18 protein-coding genes are annotated in these 18,343 nt (G+C 67.6%); 10 read left to right on the top strand and 8 right to left on the bottom strand.

Annotated features, from left to right (window positions below; translation table 11 throughout):
- The first annotated feature begins 42 nt into the window (after window positions 1-42).
- A complete protein-coding gene (locus ENSA7_RS45780; protein ID WP_280524015.1) occupies window positions 43-564 on the top strand; it encodes a biotin/lipoyl-containing protein in 522 nt (173 codons plus the stop codon).
- 4 nt (window positions 565-568) lie between these two features.
- Here ENSA7_RS45780 and ENSA7_RS17395 read toward each other — a convergent pair whose 3' ends face one another.
- Window positions 569-1,537 (bottom strand): ArsA family ATPase, encoded by a 969-nt coding sequence (locus ENSA7_RS17395; RefSeq protein WP_181233832.1) that lies wholly within the window; start codon window positions 1,535-1,537, stop codon window positions 569-571.
- A gap of 103 nt (window positions 1,538-1,640) precedes the next feature.
- On the opposite strand from ENSA7_RS17395, the gene map reads away from it, so the two are divergent.
- The 6 genes from map to ENSA7_RS17365 all read left to right on the top strand — a co-directional run bounded on the left by map (window position 1,641) and on the right by ENSA7_RS17365 (window position 7,576).
- Complete coding sequence (map, locus tag ENSA7_RS17390; RefSeq protein WP_106090419.1) at window positions 1,641-2,414, top strand: type I methionyl aminopeptidase; 774 nt, start codon at window positions 1,641-1,643, stop codon at window positions 2,412-2,414.
- A gap of 95 nt (window positions 2,415-2,509) precedes the next feature.
- The gene (locus tag ENSA7_RS17385) at window positions 2,510-3,493 is read left to right on the top strand and encodes a hypothetical protein (RefSeq protein ID WP_146157802.1); all 984 of its coding nucleotides are present in this window, start codon (window positions 2,510-2,512) and stop codon (window positions 3,491-3,493) included.
- Window positions 3,494-3,583: 90 nt separating this feature from the next.
- Window positions 3,584-4,201, top strand: a complete 618-nt coding sequence (locus ENSA7_RS17380) for a hypothetical protein (RefSeq protein ID WP_106090417.1) — start codon at window positions 3,584-3,586, stop codon at window positions 4,199-4,201.
- 128 nt (window positions 4,202-4,329) lie between these two features.
- Window positions 4,330-4,659, top strand: coding sequence for an ArsR/SmtB family transcription factor (locus tag ENSA7_RS17375; protein ID WP_106090416.1), 330 nt, complete (start codon window positions 4,330-4,332; stop codon window positions 4,657-4,659).
- Window positions 4,656-5,096: an SRPBCC family protein gene (locus ENSA7_RS17370; RefSeq protein ID WP_106090415.1), complete on the top strand. Its 441-nt coding sequence runs from the start codon at window positions 4,656-4,658 to the stop codon at window positions 5,094-5,096. The genes ENSA7_RS17375 and ENSA7_RS17370 overlap by 4 nt, the downstream gene beginning before the upstream one ends.
- Complete coding sequence (locus ENSA7_RS17365) at window positions 5,093-7,576, top strand: ATP-binding cassette domain-containing protein (protein WP_106090414.1); 2,484 nt, start codon at window positions 5,093-5,095, stop codon at window positions 7,574-7,576. The genes ENSA7_RS17370 and ENSA7_RS17365 overlap by 4 nt, the downstream gene beginning before the upstream one ends.
- Window positions 7,577-7,591: 15 nt before the next feature.
- Here ENSA7_RS17365 and ENSA7_RS43760 read toward each other — a convergent pair whose 3' ends face one another.
- Window positions 7,592-8,764: a hypothetical protein gene (locus ENSA7_RS43760; protein WP_181233831.1), complete on the bottom strand. Its 1,173-nt coding sequence runs from the start codon at window positions 8,762-8,764 to the stop codon at window positions 7,592-7,594.
- A gap of 131 nt (window positions 8,765-8,895) precedes the next feature.
- Between ENSA7_RS43760 and ENSA7_RS17350 the strand changes: the two genes are divergently transcribed.
- Together ENSA7_RS17350 and ENSA7_RS17345 are read left to right on the top strand one after the other, a co-directional pair.
- On the top strand, window positions 8,896-9,768 hold the full coding sequence (locus tag ENSA7_RS17350) for a hypothetical protein (RefSeq protein ID WP_106090412.1): 873 nt from the start codon (window positions 8,896-8,898) through the stop codon (window positions 9,766-9,768).
- Between the two features lie 2 nt (window positions 9,769-9,770).
- Window positions 9,771-10,181 (top strand): hypothetical protein, encoded by a 411-nt coding sequence (locus ENSA7_RS17345; protein WP_106090411.1) that lies wholly within the window; start codon window positions 9,771-9,773, stop codon window positions 10,179-10,181.
- Here the strand turns inward: ENSA7_RS17345 and ENSA7_RS17340 are convergent, their stop codons facing one another.
- The 3 genes from ENSA7_RS17340 to ENSA7_RS17330 all read right to left on the bottom strand — a co-directional run bounded on the left by ENSA7_RS17340 (window position 10,182) and on the right by ENSA7_RS17330 (window position 14,149).
- Window positions 10,182-11,777 (bottom strand): YfdX family protein, encoded by a 1,596-nt coding sequence (locus ENSA7_RS17340; protein WP_106090410.1) that lies wholly within the window; start codon window positions 11,775-11,777, stop codon window positions 10,182-10,184. It abuts the gene before it with no gap.
- A gap of 138 nt (window positions 11,778-11,915) precedes the next feature.
- Window positions 11,916-13,760 (bottom strand): ABC transporter ATP-binding protein, encoded by a 1,845-nt coding sequence (locus ENSA7_RS17335; protein WP_106090409.1) that lies wholly within the window; start codon window positions 13,758-13,760, stop codon window positions 11,916-11,918.
- A 113-nt stretch (window positions 13,761-13,873) separates the two neighbouring features.
- Entirely contained in the window at window positions 13,874-14,149 is a 276-nt protein-coding gene (locus ENSA7_RS17330; protein ID WP_106090408.1) for a GIY-YIG nuclease family protein, read from the bottom strand.
- A 42-nt stretch (window positions 14,150-14,191) separates the two neighbouring features.
- Here ENSA7_RS17330 and ENSA7_RS17325 point away from each other — a divergent pair, with 42 nt between their 5' ends.
- On the top strand, window positions 14,192-15,001 hold the full coding sequence (locus tag ENSA7_RS17325; RefSeq protein WP_106090407.1) for an SDR family NAD(P)-dependent oxidoreductase: 810 nt from the start codon (window positions 14,192-14,194) through the stop codon (window positions 14,999-15,001).
- Between the two features lie 62 nt (window positions 15,002-15,063).
- On the opposite strand, the gene ENSA7_RS17320 is transcribed toward ENSA7_RS17325, so the two are convergent.
- The 3 genes from ENSA7_RS17320 to ENSA7_RS17310 form a co-directional block, all read right to left on the bottom strand.
- A complete protein-coding gene (locus ENSA7_RS17320) occupies window positions 15,064-15,804 on the bottom strand; it encodes a hypothetical protein (protein WP_146157801.1) in 741 nt (246 codons plus the stop codon).
- A 329-nt stretch (window positions 15,805-16,133) separates the two neighbouring features.
- Window positions 16,134-16,601 carry an AgmX/PglI C-terminal domain-containing protein gene (locus ENSA7_RS17315; RefSeq protein WP_106090405.1) on the bottom strand — a complete coding sequence of 156 codons (468 nt, stop codon included), beginning with the start codon at window positions 16,599-16,601 and terminating at the stop codon, window positions 16,134-16,136.
- 38 nt (window positions 16,602-16,639) lie between these two features.
- The gene (locus ENSA7_RS17310) at window positions 16,640-18,328 is read right to left on the bottom strand and encodes a bifunctional aminoglycoside phosphotransferase/ATP-binding protein (RefSeq protein ID WP_106090404.1); all 1,689 of its coding nucleotides are present in this window, start codon (window positions 18,326-18,328) and stop codon (window positions 16,640-16,642) included.
- Between the last annotated feature and the right edge of the window lie 15 nt (window positions 18,329-18,343).

Raw genomic sequence — 18,343 nt, 5'->3', positions numbered from 1 at the left:
ATGAGGAGCTCGAGGAGCCAACGTCAGGGGTATCGCATCCGCGTGGGCGAGCGCGAGCACGAGGTCGAGGTCGAGACCGACGCGGCGGGTGAACAGAAGATCTTCGTCGATGGTCACGCGTTCGAGGTCGCCGAGGCCGGGGCGCACGCCCTGCGGGTCAGCCCGCACGGGCCCGAGGACGCCAGCCAGCTGCCTGTCACGCTCGCTGGAGAGCCGCGCCCGAGCGAGGCGTGGGTGGCTGGCCAGCGGGTGCGGTTGAGCGTTCAGACCGAGCAAGAGGCCCGGCTCGCGGCGGCGCTGGGCACCAGCGCGGGGGCCACGGGCAGCGGCTCGCTGACGGCCCCGATGCCGGGTCGCGTGGTCAAGATCCTGATTGCGGTGGGCGAGCGGGTCGAGCTTGGCGCGCCCGCGATCATCGTCGAGGCCATGAAGATGGAGAACGAGCTGCATGCGCCCAGCGCCGGGGTGGTGCGCAGCGTCGCCGTCGCCGAGGGTGACACTGTCGACGCGGGCCAGCTGCTGATCGAGCTCGCGCCCGATGACTCGGACGAGGCCGAGGGCTGAGGGGTTAGAGCTCGGCATCGGCGGCGTCCCCTCCGGCCTGGATCGTGGCGAGCAACGCTCGAATGTCGGCCAGCTCGTCGAGCCCCCATGGCCACCACGGGACCGTGACCAGCTGCTCGTCGAGGTTTGCGCGGCCGTCGAGCCACGCAGCCACGACCTCACGCTGCTCGCGGCCACGCTCACCGATCTCGTTGACGACCCGCAGCGCGGCCTCGACGGCTTCGCTGGTGTCGGGTGCGGGGCGCGTGTCGTGGTCGAGGTCGGGCAGCAGCGGCCATAGCTTGTTGACGACGAGGGTGCCCGCGCCCATGCCGATCTCGCGGCGCAGCGCGGTCGCGAGCTCGCCGAGCTCGGTCAGCGGCCACGGCTCGGGCAGCCCGACCAGCACCGCCGCGCAGACCGAGGGGTCTTGCAGCGAGTCGCGCATGGCGGTGGCCTCGCGGGTCAGCGGGCCGTCGGCGACCGTCGCCAAGATCGCCTGCGGCACGCCCAGGACCAGGCGCAGGTGCCCCGAGGCCGGGCCGTCGAACACGATCGTGTCGTAGCTGCGGGCGCGGACGGCCTCGTGCCAGACCTTGCCGAGAATCGCGAAGTCGTCGAGGCCGGGGATCGCTCGCAGGAGCCGACGCACCGCCTTGTTGCCGAACACCATGTGCGACAGGCGCTGACTGCGGGTCACCAGCGCGCCGTACTCCTCGACGCAGGTCTCGGGGACCAGGCGCTGGATGTCGAGGTTGGGCGCGACCTCGAGCGGGGTGTCGGTGAGCCGCTCACCCCCCAGCATCCACGCGAGCCGGTCATCGTGCCCGGTGGTGGCGATCAGGACCTTATGGCCGCGGCTCGCCAGCGCCGCCCCCAGCAGCGCCGCGACGGTGGTCCGACCCACGCCGCCCTTCCCGCTGACGATCAGCAGCCGGCGGCTCTCGAGCCCCGAGAGCAGCTGCTCGGGGTCACTGCGTCGAAGCTCCGGCACCGGGCCGGGAGCGTGGCACAGCTCCCGTGGCTTGGCGAGTCCCGGCCAGGCATTGCACCACGGGCTCCTGGGTCGTGGGCTACCATGCTCGGCGCGCCTCGCCATGTCCGTCGACGTCAAGACACCCGACGAGATCGAGAAGATGCGAGCGACCTGCCGGTTTGCCGCCTCCGTGCTCGACTACATTCGACCCCACGTGCGCGCTGGTGTGAGCACCGGTGAGCTCGACCGGCTGTGCCACGACTATATCGTGGAGCACGGCGCGTACCCGGCTCCGCTCAACTACAAGGGCTTCCCCAACTCGGTCTGCACCTCGGTCAACGAGGTCGTGTGTCACGGCGTCCCCGGTCCGCGCAAGCTCGGCGACGGTGACATCATCAACATCGACGTCACCACGATCGTCGACGGGTGGTGTGGCGACACCTCCGAGATGTTCACCGTGGGGGAGATCAGCGACGACGCCCGCAAGCTGATCGACGTCACCCGCCGGGCGATGTGGCAGGGGATCCTGGAGGTCGGGCCCGGCAAGGCGCTCGGCGACATCGGGGCCGCGATCTTCGATTTCGCCCACGAGCGGCATGGCTACGCGATCGTCGATCGCTTCTGTGGTCACGGGATCGGCCGCGAGATGCACATGGCGCCGCAGGTTCACCATGTTGGGATCCGTGGGCATGGCATGAAGCTGCGCCCGGGCATGACCTTCACGATCGAGCCGATGCTCAGCCAGGGTAGCTCGCACTGCGATATTCTGAGCGATGGGTGGACGGCGGTGACGCGTGATCGCCAGCTCAGCGCGCAGACCGAGCACACGATCTTGGTGACCGATGACGGGTTTGAGGTGCTGACCATGCGCGACAGCGCCTGGCGGCCTGACTGAGTCGATCGCATCCTGCAGTTTTTGCGGGCGAGGGCGGGCTTGTGGCGGATCAGGCGCATTCGCGCCTCGGTGCCAAGTGCGGTATCTTGCCGGTCATGGCTGGAGGAAGATCGCTGCTGGTCTCCGGAGTGGCCGTTTGTGCGCTCGCGGCGTGTTTTGAGATCAACCCCCTGTTTGGCGTGGAGCGCGATGATGTGTCGGAGACGGGCAGCGCCGAGGTGAGCACGGGTGGCTCGGACAGTACGGATGGTACGGACGGCTCGGGCTCGGGTTGCGGGTCGGCGACCGATGATCAGACCTGCGACGGGATCGATGACGACTGCGATGGGATCGCTGATGATGACTACGTCAGCAATGATGGCTGCGGAGTCGGGCATTGTCAGAGTAGCAATACACCTTCGGCGTGCGTGCGGGGCGTGGAGACGCCGTGTGTGCCCGGGGAGCCGATCGCCGAGATCCCCGGCGATGGGATCGACCAGGGCTGCAATGGGGGGGATGGGCCCGAGGCGCCACCGGCTGGCTCGTTCTTTGACGACTTCGAGGACGGGGACATTGATCCGCGATGGTCGAATCCATCGTGCGGCGCCGATTGCTCGATCGACGAGACGGGCGGGGCGATGCGGTTTGGCATGAGTGGGGCGCAATCGTGCACCTGTGTGCTGCGGACCAATGACCTCTACTCAATCGTCGGGCAAGGGGTGCTGCTCGATGTTCCGGCGATCACATCGTTTCATGCTCCGCTTCGCTTTTTCATGGTGGTCACCAACGTGGTCGGTGACAGGATCGAGTATGGGTTTCGTGGGGACGACGTGTTTTATGCGGAGATCGTCGAGGGGGATTCGACGATATTCTTGGACACCTCGATCTATGTGCCTCGGCCTCGGTATTGGCAGATTCGTGAACAGGGCGGGATGATCTACTTCGAGAGCTCGATGGACGCGGTCGCGTGGGATATCGAGATGCAGACCGAGTCGCCGTTTTATTTGGGGGGTGTTCGGCTTGGGTTCGGCACGCGGGTCGAGAGCTCGATGCCCTCGGGCATCACGATCTCGAGCCCGAACTTCAATATTGTCCCTTGACGACTGGCGACCTGGAGGTCACGGGGAGGGGGCGTGCGTGGGACGAGTCGCGTGCGCGGCTTGCACCCGTGAAAACCGGTAGAGTCTGCCATGGCCGACACGCCCGCGAGCAGCTCTGGATCATTCAGCGATGGATCGATCGTCGACGATGTTCATCAGATCAAGGGGCTCGCGTTGGCGAGCGTGCAGACCCACGTGATCGAGACCTTCGGCCAAGCCGAGTGGGACGCCCTGATGAAGTTGCTGCCGCCGCGAACGAGCGGCATGTTCGAGGACGTGGACACGGGGGACTGGTACCCCGAGACGGAGATGCGTCGGGTGGTGCACGCGCTGTATCAACACCTCGCGCAGGATGACGACGAGCGGTTCATGGCGCTGATGCGGGGGGTGGCGACGGTTGGGATTAATCGCTTCTTTGGGATGATCCTGACCATCACGACCGGGCGCTTCGTGCTGCGGAATATCCCGGCGTTCTGGCGGCGGGTTCGTCGGGGGCCCGCGGTGCTGCATACGGAGACGGATGCTGCTGGGCGGGTGCTCGTGCACTACAGCGATTTTCGCTACTGCCGGGATCGCATCTACCGGCTGGTGTCGCTGGCCAACTGCGAGGCGGCCGCGTACGCGGCGACGAAGCGGCTGCCGAAGGGTGAGGTTGCGAAGTGGGACCGCTACTCGATGACGCTCGCGTTCACGCTCACCGACGACTGATCAAACAAGCAGGTACATGACCTTCGGGCAGGGTCAGGAGTGGGTAGGGCTGGGATGGGGGCTAGGGCTACTTGGCAGGCCCATCTGGGCCGTTTGACAATCAATAAGTACTCGCTTATTTAACGTCCATGCAAGCCACCGCGGCAGTCGAAGACCGGATCTTCCACGCCCTGTCGGACCCCAGCCGCCGGGCGATCTTCGAGTCGCTCACCCGCGGCGAGGCGGCGGTGAAGGACATCACGGCGCGCTTCAAAATCTCCCAGCCGGCGGTCTCGCAGCACCTCGCCACATTGAGAGACGCCGGCCTGGTCAATGGCCGTCGCGAGGGCCGTCGCGTCTTCTACAGCGTCGAGCCTCGCGGGATGGAACCACTCATCGACTGGATCGCGCACTACCGAGGCTTCTGGACGGAGCACCTCGAGCGCCTCGATCAACTGCTGGAGAAACTGGACACATGACCCTCACCGACAAGACAGCAACATCCCAGACGGAGCACCTCTCGTTCGAGTTCGACCTGCAGCACCCGCCCGAGAAGGTGTGGCGGGCGCTCACCGACCCCGAGCTACTCGCGCAGTGGCTCCTGCCTGTGGTCAACGCCAAGCTCGAGCTGGGGGCGGCGTTCACGTTCAAGACCCAGCCGCAGCCCGGCTGGGACGGCCTCGTGAATTGCAAGTACCTGGCGATCGAGCCCCAGACAAAGCTCAGCTACACGTGGGTGGTGGGGGACATAGACACGGTCGTCACCTTCACGCTCGCGCCTACACCCACGGGCACGCGCCTGTCCCTGCTGCACTCGGGCTTCAAGCCGGACCAGAAGCAGAACTTCGGCGGCGCACGCTACGGCTGGCGCTTGATGGGCGGCAAGCTCGTCGACTTGCTCGAGAGGACCGCATGACCCGACACCCCGCCGACAGCCACGACCTCATCCGAGTTCAGGGCGCCCGCCAACACAACCTCAAGGACGTCAGCGTCGAGCTCCCCAAGCGGCGGCTGACCGTGTTCACGGGCGTGTCGGGATCAGGCAAGTCGTCGCTGGTGTTCGGCACGATCGCGGCGGAGTCGCAGCGGCTGATCAACGAGACCTACAGCGCGTTCTTGCAGGGCTTCATGCCGACGCTGGGCCGGCCCGAGGTCGACGTGCTCGAAGGGCTGACCACCGCGATCCTCGTCGACCAGGAGCGAATGGGGCCCAGCTCGCGGTCGACGGTCGGCACGGTGACCGACGCCAGCGCGATGTTGCGGGTCCTGTTCAGCCGGCTCGGCAAGCCGTACATCGGCTCGCCCAAGGCCTTCTCGTTCAACATTCCGTCAGTCCGCGCGGTCGGGTCGATCACCATGGACAAGGGCGGCGCGAAGACCGAGACGCGCACGTTCACGATCACGGGCGGCATGTGCCCGCGGTGTGAGGGCATGGGCTCGGCGACCGACATCGATCTCTCGCAGCTGTACGACGACACCAAGTCGCTCAGTCAGGGCGCGCTCACGATCCCCGGCTACACCGCCGACGGCTGGGGCGTGCGCATCATCGCCGAGTCGGGCTTCGTCGACGCGGACAAGCCGATCCGCAAGTACACGAAGAAGGAGCTGAACGACTTCCTCTACAAAGAGCCGATCAAGGTGAAGGTCGGGGGCACGAAGCAGACCTACATGGGGCTGGTCCCGCGGGTCCAGCAGTCGTTCCTGAACAAGGACAAGGAGGCGATGCAGCCGAACATCCGGGCGTTCGTGGAGCGGGCGGTGACCTTCAGTAAGTGTCCCGAGTGCGGCGGCTCCCGGCTCAACGAGGCCGCGCGGTCGTCCAAGATCAAGGGCATCAACATCGCCGAGGCCTGCGCGATGCAGATCAGCGACCTCGCCGAGTGGGCGCGCGGTCTGAACGATCCAACTGTCGCGCCGCTGGTCGCAACGCTTCAGCACATGCTCGACGCGTTCGTGGAGATCGGGCTGGGCTATCTCAGCCTCGAGCGGCCGTCGGGCACGCTGTCGGGCGGGGAGGCCCAGCGCACCAAGCTGATCCGCCACCTCGGGTCGTCGCTCGCCGACGTGACCTACGTGTTCGACGAGCCGACGATCGGGCTGCACCCGCATGACATCCAGCGGATGAACGATCTGCTGCTGCGGCTGCGCGACAAGGGCAACACGGTCCTCGTGGTCGAGCACAAGCCCGAGGTCATTGCGATCGCCGATCACATCGTCGACCTCGGCCCCGGCGCGGGCACGGCGGGCGGGGAGGTCGTGTTCGAGGGCAGCTTCGAGGGGCTGCGCAACAGCGGCACGCTCACCGGGCGTCACCTGAGCGACCGGCCGGCCCTCAAGCCGTCGGTGCGGACGCCGTCAGGCGTGATGGAGGTGCGGGGCGCGAGCACGCACAACCTGCAGCAGGTCGACGTCGACATTCCGATGGGGGTGCTGGTGGTGGTGACCGGCGTCGCTGGGTCGGGCAAGAGCTCGCTGATCCACGGCTCGGTGGGCAACAGGGAGGGCGTGGTGTCGGTCGACCAGACGTCGATCCGTGGCTCGCGGCGCAGCAACCCAGCCACCTACACCGGATTGCTCGATCCGATCCGCAAGGCGTTCGCCAAGGCCAACAGGGTGAAGCCGGCCCTGTTCAGCGCCAACTCCGAGGGCGCCTGTCCAACCTGCAACGGCGCCGGGGTGATCTACACCGATCTGGCGATGATGGCCGGGGTCAGCACGATCTGCGAAGACTGCGAGGGGCGACGGTTCCAGGCGTCGGTCCTGGACTACCAGCTCGGCGGGCGCAACATCGCGGAGGTGCTCGATCTGCCCGTCGAAGAGGCGCTGGCCTTCTTCGCGACTGGCGAGGCGCGGACCCCAGCCGCGCGCAAGATCCTGCAGCGCCTGGCCGACGTGGGGCTCGGCTACCTGCGGCTCGGCCAGCCGCTCACGACCCTCTCGGGCGGTGAGCGCCAGCGGGTCAAGCTCGCCACGCACATGGGTGCCGACGGCGGCGTCTATGTGCTCGACGAGCCAACCACCGGCCTGCACCTCGCCGACCTCGAGCAGCTGCTCAAACTGCTGGACCAGCTGGTCGACTCTGGCAAGTCGGTCATCGTGATCGAGCATCACCAGGCGGTGATGACCCACGCCGACTGGATCATCGACCTCGGCCCAGGCGCGGGCCACGACGGTGGGCGGGTCGTGTTCGAGGGCACCCCGGCCGAGCTGGTGGCGGCGAGGTCGACGGTGACTGGCGAGCACCTCGCGGCGTTCGTGGGCAGCGTGCCGCCGGGCGGCAAGAACAAGACCAGCCGCAAGAAGACCAGCACCAAGAAGACCAGCACCAAGAAGACCAGCACCAAGAAGACCAGCAAAAAAACGGGCAGCCGTGAGAAGGCTGCCCGTCCTCGCTGAGCGACCGACTGTGGCCTACTGCGGCAGGACCGAGAACACCCCCGCGCCCCACCAGGCGTGGTTGGTGTTGGCGACGACCTGCACCTGACCGCCGTTCGGATCGATCTCGAGCACCTGACCGCCAGCGTTGAAGCCGAAGATCTTGTTCTCCCAGCCGGCGACGCCGTACAGCGAGGAGTAGCCGACCGTGGTCGCGATCTCGCCGATCACCATGCCGTTGGTCGGATCAGACTCGACGATCACGTCACCATTGTTGACGCCAGGCTTGTCGACGGCGCCGAAGGTTCCGGTGCCCTGAATCGAGAACGCGTCACCCGACGAGGTCATGCCGCCGCCGTACTGGCCGATCTGGTTGAGCTGGGCCTGCTGGTTGACGATCGTGACCGCGTACCAGTTGCCAGTGTTGGCGATACCGATCAGGGTGTCATCGTCGGGGTCGATCGTGCCGGGCGGAACCATGGTCAGCCCGTTGAAGCTCGTCGGCAGATCGCCCAGATAGATGCACGCCGCGGTCCCCGGGTCGCAGACAAAGATGTCGTTGAACGTGACCGCGTAGAGGACACCCCAGCGATCGATAGCGATGTCGGTGACCTGGCCCTGGCTCTGGTTGAAGCTGAACTGGCCGACCTCGGCGATCTGGTAGTTGAAGGGATCCATCGTGTACAGCCGCGAGCTGGTGTGGGCGTAGACCAAGTTGGGCTGCGCGACGCCAGGCAGGTCTGGATCGTTCGGGAACGGGTCGTCGGGATCCGGGACCCCGTCCATGTCGGTGTCCAAGATCGGATCGCCGTCGCCGTCGCCGTCGCCGGTGTCGCCGTCGCCGTCGCCATCGCCGTCACCGTCCCCGGTGTCGCCGTCGCCATCGCCATCGCCATCCCCGGTGTCGCCGTCACCATCACCGGAGTCGCCGTCGCCATCGCCCGTGTCGGGATCGCCATCACCGTCGCCCGGGTCGGTGTCGCCGTCACCATCACCGGAGTCGCCGTCGCCGTCGCCCTCGGCTTCGGAGCCCTCCATGCCGTCGCCGTCGCCGTCGCCGTCGCCGCTGCTGGTCGCGGTCTCGCTGCCGTCGGTGGACGCCTCGTCGCCAGTGCCGTCGTCCGTGCACGCGAGCATCGAGGTCGCGCTGGTGGCGAGGGTGACGATCAGGTACCGAGAGACCATTGAATTACAGTTGGGGATACGCATGTCTGAAGACTCCTGAGTTCAAGGCCGGCGTCGGGCCGGGCGACTGATGCTACGACAAGCCGTGGCGGCGTAGGAAATCAAGTTGCGCGGGCGAGCTTGGGTGAACTTCGCCAGAATCGTATCATCCCGGCGTGCGAACCACGCGACAGCTAGCGATCGTGCTGGCCTTGGTCACGGTGCCCCGTTTTGCGCTCGCGAAGGGCGGACAGTCGCCCGAAGACGCGGCGGCTCAGCGGGACCAGATCGAGGCTGGACTGGCGCAGGATCCCCGGGCCGCCGTGGCGTCTCTGCGCAGCGCGGGTGAAGAGCTGGGGGATCCAGAGCTGTTCTTGCTCGCGGCCGAGCGCGCGCGCGATGAGGCCCAGTCGAGCCGCGACGCCGCGCTCGCGCTCGAGGCCGAGTCGCTGGCGCTGGTCGCCCAGGACATCGGCTCGTACCTGGCCGACGACACCAACTACAGCGCGACCGACTGGCGGCCAGTCACCCGTGACCGCGCCAGCGAGCTGGCGGGCGAGGCTGGGAGCTTGGCGACGCAGGCTCACACCCTGGCCGAGGAGATCGAGGCCGAGCGGGCGGCGGCTGCAGCTGCAGCCGAGCGCGCGCGGCTCGAGGCGCTCACGGAAGACAAGCCAAAGCGCGAGCTCAAACCGGGGACCGGCCTGATCGCTGGAGGGTCGGCCGCGCTGGTGTTGGGCGCAGGTGGCATCGGCCTGCTCGGGGCCGGGATCGCCATGGGTCAGGCCAACCAGCGCGAGGCAGAGAGCCTGAACCTGCCCGACGAGCTCGCGCGGCTCGAGGAGCTCGACCGCAAGGGCGCGACCGCCAACACCCTCGCGTATGTCGGCGGGGTCGTGGCCGGCGTCGGGGTGGCGGTTGGCGTGGCGCTGATCGTGGTCGGCGTCAAGAAGCGCAAGGCCGCCGGGCCGCAGGAGCAGGCGAGCGTGCACATGAGCGGGTGGTTTGACAACGACGGCGGCGGCTTGGCGCTGCGGGGGAGCTTCTAGTCATGCTCGGGCAACTCACGATCGCAACCGCCCTCGCGCTGTCCTTCTTGCTCGCGCCCACTCCCGACACCGACGACGACTGCGGCGAGCAGGTCTGCGTGTACGGCACTGGCGGCGGGGCCGGGACGTGGAAGTCCGGCGAACGCCTGAGCCGCGGCAAGCGAAAAAAAGAAGAGAAGGCCAACCGCAAGCGCAAGGACGTGACGCTCAACGTGGTGGTCGAGGGCGGGCGCGGGAGCGTGTTCGTGGATGGCCGCTACTTGGCCACCGAGGGGCAGCACGCGCAGCGGGGCGTCAAGCCTGGGCGGCACGAGATCGAGATCCGCGACGCCGACCAGGTCATCACGTTTGGGGTGCTCGTGGTCTCGCGCAAGGCCGACGCGGTCGCCCTCGTCGTCCACGCGGAGCGCTGATCAGCCCTGACTCCCGTCCGGCTTGTTCGCGGCCGGCTTGTTCGCGGCCGGATTGTTCGCGGCCGGCTTGTTCGCGGCCGGCTGGTTCGCGTCCTTCGGCTCGGCTTTGGGTGGCGTCTTGGCCTTGGGCTTGTCCTCACGCTTGGTCTTGTCCCGATCTTGGTCCGCAGGCGCCATCCCGAGGTCGAGCATCATCATGCGCAGGTCGAAGCCGATCCGGCGAAGCTCGGACTCGATCGCGTCAGGTTGGCGCGGCGTCGCGGACTCCAGCTTGGTCAACTTCTCGACCCTCGCGTGCAGATCATCGAACTTCGGCTTGGCCGCGGGCGTGGCGTTGTCACGCGCGCTGGCGAGGACGGCCTTCGCCTCCATCAGGTGAGTTCCCGCCCGTTCGTTGCGCGCCTGGTCGAGCACGCCCTCGGACTCCGCGATCTCGAGCCACATCAGCGCGTCGGCCAACGCCAGGAATTCTTGCTCCTGGCGGGACTCCATGACTGACCGCATGGCCGCGCGCCGCACCAAGCTCATCGCGTGGCGCTCGACCCGGCGAAACGCGTCGAGCTGGTTGGTGGCCTCCGGCTTGGTGCCCTCCGGTTTTTGGTCAGGCGTGTCACCCGTCTGTTGCTTCCCACGCAGCGGCGCGAGGTCCTCGAGCAGCATGGTCACCAGCTTCTGGCTCTGCGGATCGCGCTGGTCCTGGCCAAGCGGCTCGAGCAGCTGGGCCGCCATGTCGAGCTGCTCCTGGGCCTTGCTCGCGTCCCCCCGTGCGAACGCAGCTTGTGCGTCCCTCACCAGCCGGTAGGCCTTGTACTCGGGCGCCCCGACCACGCGCTGGATCACGTCGAACGATGAGACCGCACGGACCAGCAGCTCTTTGGCTTGCGCGGGCTTGGCCTGATCGAGCAACTCTTGCGCCTCGGCCACATGAATCTCGGTCGCCGCGATCGGCATGTCGAGTTCTTGATAGATGAGATTGGCGTCGACCAACCCGAGATCATCGACCTTGTCGGCGTTGCTGACCGACTTGCTGTTTTGCCCCTTGCGCAGCTCATGCCGGGCCTTGATCGCCTCCGCGTCATGGGTGTCGACCTGGGTCAGCATCGCCAGCAGCGGGACGGTGTCGACGGCTGGCTGGGTGCTGGCGATCGTGAGCCCCCGATTGCCGCGCCAGGTTGCGACCACGATCTCGATGTTGGGTCGCGTGGCCTTGATCTCGTCGAGCCCCTCTTGGGCCTTGGTCAGCGACGCCCTGGCCTCGTCGGGTTGGTTGGCGTCGATCGCGTCGATGGCCGCACCGATCGCCGCGGCCACTTCGCGCCCGGTCTCGACCAAGGCCTTGGCCGACTCGTCGTCGACGGTGGGGGCGATCTGAGCGTCGACCTTGGCGGCGTCGGTCTCGTCAGCGCCTGGCTCGGCGGTCGTGGGATCGACCGCGATCGGCTGATCTTCGCCGCCTGGCGGCTCGTCGGCCTTCTTGCCGATCTCCGGCCCCGTCGGCTTGGTCATGTCAGTGTCGGCGGACTTCTCACAGCCCGCGAGCGCCACCAGTGCCACGGTGAGCACGCTGGTCGAGAGGATCGAATTCGAGGTTTTCATGGCGTCTGCCCCTTCGTTTCGTCCCGAGGCTAGCGCCACTTGGGCAGTTGACGAGCGCCAGCTCGCGCATTGTGGCGACCTGCACGAGGACGCACGACGCCGTAATTGCGCTCGCGCGAACTAGCCCGTCCGGTCGCGTCAGCTCGCGGCGCGGTCGGGCTCGAGCGCGGCCTGGCGGGCGACGAGGCGCGCGTAGTTGCCGTTCTTGCCCATCAGCTCGGTGTGGGTGCCGGACTCGACGACCTGCCCGTGATCGAGGACGACGATCCGATCCGCGTCGCGGATCGTGCTCAGTCGATGCGCGATGACCAGGGTCGTGCGGCCCTTTTGCAGGCCTTCGAGGGCGGCCTGGACCAGGTGCTCGCTCTCGCTGTCGAGCGCGGACGTGGCCTCGTCGAGCAACAGGACCTTGGGGTCGCGGAGGATCGCCCGCGCGATCGCCAGGCGCTGGCGCTGGCCGCCGCTGAGCTTGACCCCGCGCTCGCCGATGATCGTGTCGTAGCCGTCGGGGAACTCGCGCACGAAGCCGTCGGCGTTGGCGGCCTTGGTCGCGGCGATCAGCTCCTCGTCGGTCGCGTCGAGCCGGCCGTAGCGGACGTTCTCGCGGATCGTGCCCGAGAACAGCACCGGATCTTGCGAGACCTCGGCCATCGCCCCGCGCAGCGAGCCGAGCTTGAGCTCGCGAATGTCGTGACCGTCAAACGTGATCCGCCCGCTCTGCGGGTCCCAGAACCGCAGCAGCAGCCGACCGATGGTGGTCTTGCCCGAGCCGCTCGAGCCGACCAGCGCGCAGACCTGACCCGGGGCGATGCTGAGCTCGAGCTCGCGGATGACCTCGAGGTCGCGATCGCCGTACGCGAAGCTCACGCCCTCGAACCGGATCTCGCCCCGTGGCCTGGCGAGCTCGATCGCGTTGGGGGCGTCCTCGATCTCCGGCGGGCTGTCGAGGATCTCGAACAGGCGAGCGGTGGCCCCGAGCGCCTGGTTGTAGCTGCCGACCACCCCCGCGAGGCTTCCGACCGCGCCCGCGACCGCGAGCGTGTACATGAAGAACTTGCCGAGCTCGGCCGGCTCGATGGTCCGCTCGATCACCATGTGTCCGCCCAGCCAGAAGATCCCGGCGATCGCTCCGAACGCGAGGAAGCTCGACACCGACATGAACCAGCTGCGCGCGCGGATCTGCTTGACGAACAGCTTGAACGCGCGCTCGATCCCGTCGCCGTAGCGCGCGGCCTCGTGGTCCTCGCGGGTGAACGACTGCACGGTGTCGACGGCCGACAGGCCCTCTTGCAGCTGCCCAGCCGCCTGCGCGAGCTGATCTTGGGCCTGCCGGGCGAGCTTGCGGATCACCCGACCCCACAAGTTGGCCGCGATGATCAGCGGTGGGACCACCAGCAACATCGCGCCGGTCAGCTTGGGGCTGACGAACAACAGCATCACGATGCCGCCGAACAAGGTAAAGATGTTGCGCAGCGCGAGGCTGAGATCCTGGCCGATCACGCTCTGGAGCCGGGTCGCGTCGTCAGACTGGCGCGAGAGCAGCTCGCCGGTCCGGTTCGAGTGGAAGTAGCGCTGGGTCATCGTCAGCAGGTGACGGTGGACCTCGCGGCGCAGATCCGCGACCACCCGCTCGCCGACCCAGCTCATCAGGTAGTGGCGGATGAAGGTGAACACCGAGCCAATCGCGAACACGCTGACCAACACCAGCGTGTTGCGGTTGAGCGAGGCCGCGTCCTGCTCGGCGAACGCGTCACCGAGCAGCTCGCCGAAGTACCAGGGGTAGACCAGCCCCAACGCCGCGCCGACGACGAGCGAGCCGATCGCAATCGCCAGGCGACCGCGGTACGGGAGGGTGTAGCGGAACAGTCGCAACAGCCGACGCCACGGCTTTTGCTTGTCGATCGCGGCGTTCTCCTCGATCTCTCCCCTGCGATCCCGGCTGTCACTCGAACTCGGGGATTGCGCGCTTTCCTGGGCCGCCATGCGGGCCAGCCTACATCCCAGGCCGCGCGAGTCGACGGCCTCGCCCCCCACTGTGGGCAGGTTTTCTAGCGTCGCGGTGCGAGTAGCATCACCACTGGCCAGAACGACGGTGCTCACTCGGACGGGTCGGGCTCGGGCTCCCAGGCCCCGCGTCGCGCGCCGCGGCGACGCTTGAGCTGATACTCGTGGGCCGAGGCCTCGCTGCGAGAGTACGGCCCCCAGCTGCGGTCCAGCGTCCACGGTCGTCCAGCGCGGGTCGACTTGGCGCCGCCGTCCTGCTCGCCGTTGTGTTGGGCGACCCGGCGCTCGAGCTCGGTGGTGATGCCCACGTAGGTCCGGCCGCGGGGTGATCGCAGCAAGTACAGCCACCAGCGCGGCTCGTCACTCACTGCGCGAGCTTAGTCGGTTCAACGAGTTTAGTCTTCGCGTCGATGCCGATCGATCTTCATCAACGCAAGGTGCTGCTGACGGGAGCTTCCCGGGGGCTCGGCGTCCACATTGCTCGCGCGCTCGCTGGCGCTGGGGCCCAGCTGCTGCTGACAGCCCGCGACGCCACCAAGCTCGCCGAGATCGCGCAGGCGTGCGAGCGAGCCGGCGCCAAGGTCAGCGTGATCGCGGCCGATCTCGCCAACCCAGACGATCGCGCGAGCTTGATCGATCGCGCGGGTGAGATCGACATCTTGATCAACAACGCGGGCGTCGAGTACACCCGGCGGCTGCTCGATCAGACCGACGCGCAGGTCCACGCTCAGATCGCCCTCAACCTCGCGGTCCCGATCGACCTCACCCGCCGGGTGCTGCCTTCCATGCTCGCGCGTGGAACCGGGACGATCGTCAACATCTCGTCGATGTCGGGCAAGGGCGCGACCCCGTTCAACTCGGTCTACGCGGCGACCAAGCACGGCCTCAACGGGTTCACGACCTCGCTGCGCCTGGAGCTGCACGGGACCGGCGTCCACGTCGGGGTGGTCTGCCCGGGCTTCGTATCCGCGGGGATGTGGGGGCGCACGGGCATCCGCGCGCCGCTGGCCCTGCGCGAGGTCGGGCCCGAGCGGGTGGCGGCCGGGGTCATGAAGGTGCTGCGCGGGGCCAAGCAGGTCCTGGTCACCGCGGGTCCGGTGCGACCGCTGCTGGCGTTGGTCGAGCTGTTCCCCGGGATCGAGGGGCCGATGCTGCGCATGACCAACATCGTGCGCACGCTCGAGCAGCGAGCGAACGCCCTGGACGCGGCGCCGGACTAAAAACGTAAATGGTGCACATGGGATCACGCCCAGGTGCACCACTCACAGTCAGGTGTGTGATCTCAGGGGTTCGAGACGCGGCCGCGAACCTCCCAGTGACCTCGCTGGCTGTAGCTCCCGAAGAACTCGATCTCGGCGGGCGGGGGCGTCAATTGACGCATGTCCCACATGAAGACCTGCATCCCGATCACGTCGTCGGGTCGCAGGAACGAGGCGATGTTCTGGAGCAGGCTCTGCGCGCCCATGACCGAGGCCATGACCTGGCCGGGGAACTTGCCCGAGCGCATCAGCGGACTCAGTGCATTTTGGACGTCGAGCGGCTGGAACGCCGGGCGCCCAACCGGCTGATCCATCTTGTTGTTGATCATGTGCTTGAGCTGGCTCTCGATCAACATTCGCATGGCCACGTAGCCAGCCATGACCCCGCTGTTCGAGCACCAGTCTTGCTCGAGCAGCATCGAGATCACGCCGATCGACGCCCAGTTGGAGGTCGGTCCGCCGCCCGTGCTGCCGATCTTGGGGTCCTTGAGCGGGATCGTCATCTTCCCGATCGGCGGCGGAATGTTGATGGTCTGGCCGCGGCCGACCTTGGTGACACCGAGGTTCCCGTGGCGTCCAGACGCCGGCGTGTACAGCAGCGGATCCGAGGTGGCGACCTTCAGATTGTCGCCAGGGGCGACCGCTGGGTCTTCGATCGGAGGGGAGCCGAGGCCGAAGTAGAAGTTCCACATATAGGGCTCGGCGCGGCCCCAGAGGTCCCCATCGCGGATACAGGTGAGGGTTTCCAGAGTGATCGTTGGCATTGTCTTGGTCTTTCTCGCAACTCCACGCGCCGATTCCGGGCATGGCTGAGAATCCAGCGCCGCTCGAAGTCGAACATCATTGTCGCGAACGTTCATATAGGCGCGTCAGCCGAGGGCGGCACGCCACGCGACATTCCGATCATGCGTGTCGAGACCCGGCCTAATGCAACTCCCCGGATATACGCGACTGGTGCACCAGCCGCGACACCGGAAAAATGATCGCCCCCCTCGGGGCGCCGACCATGCGCAGCTCCAAAGCAAACGCCGCTCCGCGCGGCGTGTTCTTGCTATTGTTGTGTGTCCAGCGAGGCCGGACGAGATCGGTCAGCTCAGCCGGCTGGCGCCAGGTTGAACTCGTAGCGCAACCGCATCCCGGCCTCGGCGGGCTGGTCGAAGCCCCAATTGCTGGCCGCGTCGTTGATACATTGCACCAGCGCCTCGTCGGTGATCGAGCTGCCGTCGACGGCGGTCACCGAGGTCGGCACACCGTCGGCGCCGATCGTGAACTCGGCGTTGAGCTTCCCTTTGAGGTCGGGCTGGGTCTCGAGCGCGGCGACATAGCAGTCGCTGACGTCGCTGAAGTGGTCAGTGATGGTCTCGTCGAAGCTCGCCTTGCTGAGCAGCTCCGGGGCCTCGTCCTCGTCGTCGCTGGTGGCCGGCTCCGGCGCGTCGTCGGCCGCGTCGTCGACGTCGTCCGCAGCGGTCGCGTCGTCCGGGGTGGTCGTCTCTTCCTTCTTGCAGCCGGTGGTGCACAGCATGACGAGAGCAGCGGCGGTGATCAAAGTGCGCGTGGTCATGACGCGCAGATGTATCACACTCACGTTGAGTCAACCGTCTAGACGAGGCCGACTTTGGAGAGGGCTCGCATGGACTCGGACAGCATGGTCCGCGGCGGGCCCGAGGCGTCGATCGTGTTGAACCGACACAGCAGCGGGTTCACCGGGGCCCACTTCTCGCGCAGGGCCTGGTAGACGTCCCAGTCGGCGTCCGACGGATCGCCGCTGCGAGCCTCGAGCCGCTCGCGGATCAGCTCCGCGGGGGCGCTCATGATCAACATGTGCACGGGGACGCCCCAGCCGATCGCAGCCTGCACGAACATCTCGCGTCGCTCGGCGGCGACGAAGGTCGCGTCGACGAGGGCCCGGCCGCCAGCGAGGCAGACCTCGGCGGCGCGCTCGAGACACGCGGCGTAGGTGCGGTCGCTCCACTCGCGGGTGTAGATGCCCTGGTTGACCTCACCGCGCTGGCTCGAGAATGGGTTGAGCCCGGCGAGTCGCTTGCGGACCTCGTCGGCGCGGATCCACACGAACCCAGCGGTCTCCCGCAGCGCGCGTGCGAGCATGGACTTACCGGTGCCAGGCAGCCCGGCCACGAGCACCATGCACGGGCGCGCGCTGGGCTTGGACAGCTCGACCAGGGCCAGGCGCGCGCGGGCCTCGGCCTTGGCGCGGGCCTGGTCGCGGGCCTCGTCGCCGAGCTCCGGCTCCGAGGCCGCCATCGCGGCGACCTTGGCCCGGACGGTGGCCCGATAGCCCGCGTAGAACGGCAGCAGGCGATCGACGTCGTCCCCGTCGCCGCTGGCCGAGATGAAGTCGTCGGCGAAGCAGCGAGCGAGCTGCCAGGCGCCGCGGGCCTGCAGGTCCATGATCAAGAACGCGACGTCCGCGATCGGGTCGGACCAGCGGAACCGCTCGTTGAACTCGATCCGATCGATGATCAGCAGCTCGCGGCCGCGGACCGCGTCGAGCAGGGCGTCGTCGATCAGGTCGGCGTCCTCGCGGCTGGCGTGGGCGAGGCTGTAGACGTGGTCGAGCCGCAGATCCCCGTGGGTGTCGCGGGTCGCACCGGCCTCGTAGCGGGCGCGGATCAGCGGGCTCACCCGGGCGAGCTGGGCCTCGGTCGCGGCCCGCAGGCGCGCGAGCAGGTCGCGATCGATCGGCTCGGGCTGGCCAAACTCGTGGGCGACGTCCAGCATCGAGTCGAGCTGCGCGAAATTTTCGTGCATGTTCTCGAGCACGGTTTCGAGATCGCCGAGCTTGGCCAGATCGGGGTTGGCGGCTGCGCGGGCGGCCCCGTCGCGAAAGAACCCGACCAGCACGGCCGCGAGGCCCCACAGCTGCGGGCGGCCGAGCTCGCCGCGCGCGAGCAAGCTGGCGAAGGTCGCCGACTCGGGCAGCCGCCGCATCCACACGGCCCACTCCAGCACCTCGGTCTGGGCTTGCTCGGGCGCGCGATCGATCTGGACCACGCCGTCGCGGCGCACGACGGCGACCAGCCCGCGATAGACCCCGGGCGCGAGCTCCTGGTTGACCTCGACCTCGGCCTCGCAGTCGCGGCGGCGGTCTTCGAGGGTCGTGAAGTCGAGGAACCCAAAGTCGACCGGCTTGTGGATCTTGAAGACCTCGCGGCCGACCAGAAACACGACCGAGATGTGGGTCTGAATCACCTCCACGGCCACGTCTGAGTCGTGCCATGGGTAGGCTTGGGGCTGGCTCAGGGCCTTGATGAGCGCTTCGAGTTGCACGAGCTTGGCCGTCTT

This window comes from Enhygromyxa salina (assembly GCF_002994635.1).
In the GTDB taxonomy this organism is placed as follows: Bacteria; Myxococcota_A; Polyangia; order Nannocystales; family Nannocystaceae; genus Plesiocystis; species Plesiocystis salina_B.
This window is presented reverse-complemented; position numbering and strand designations above follow the sequence as displayed.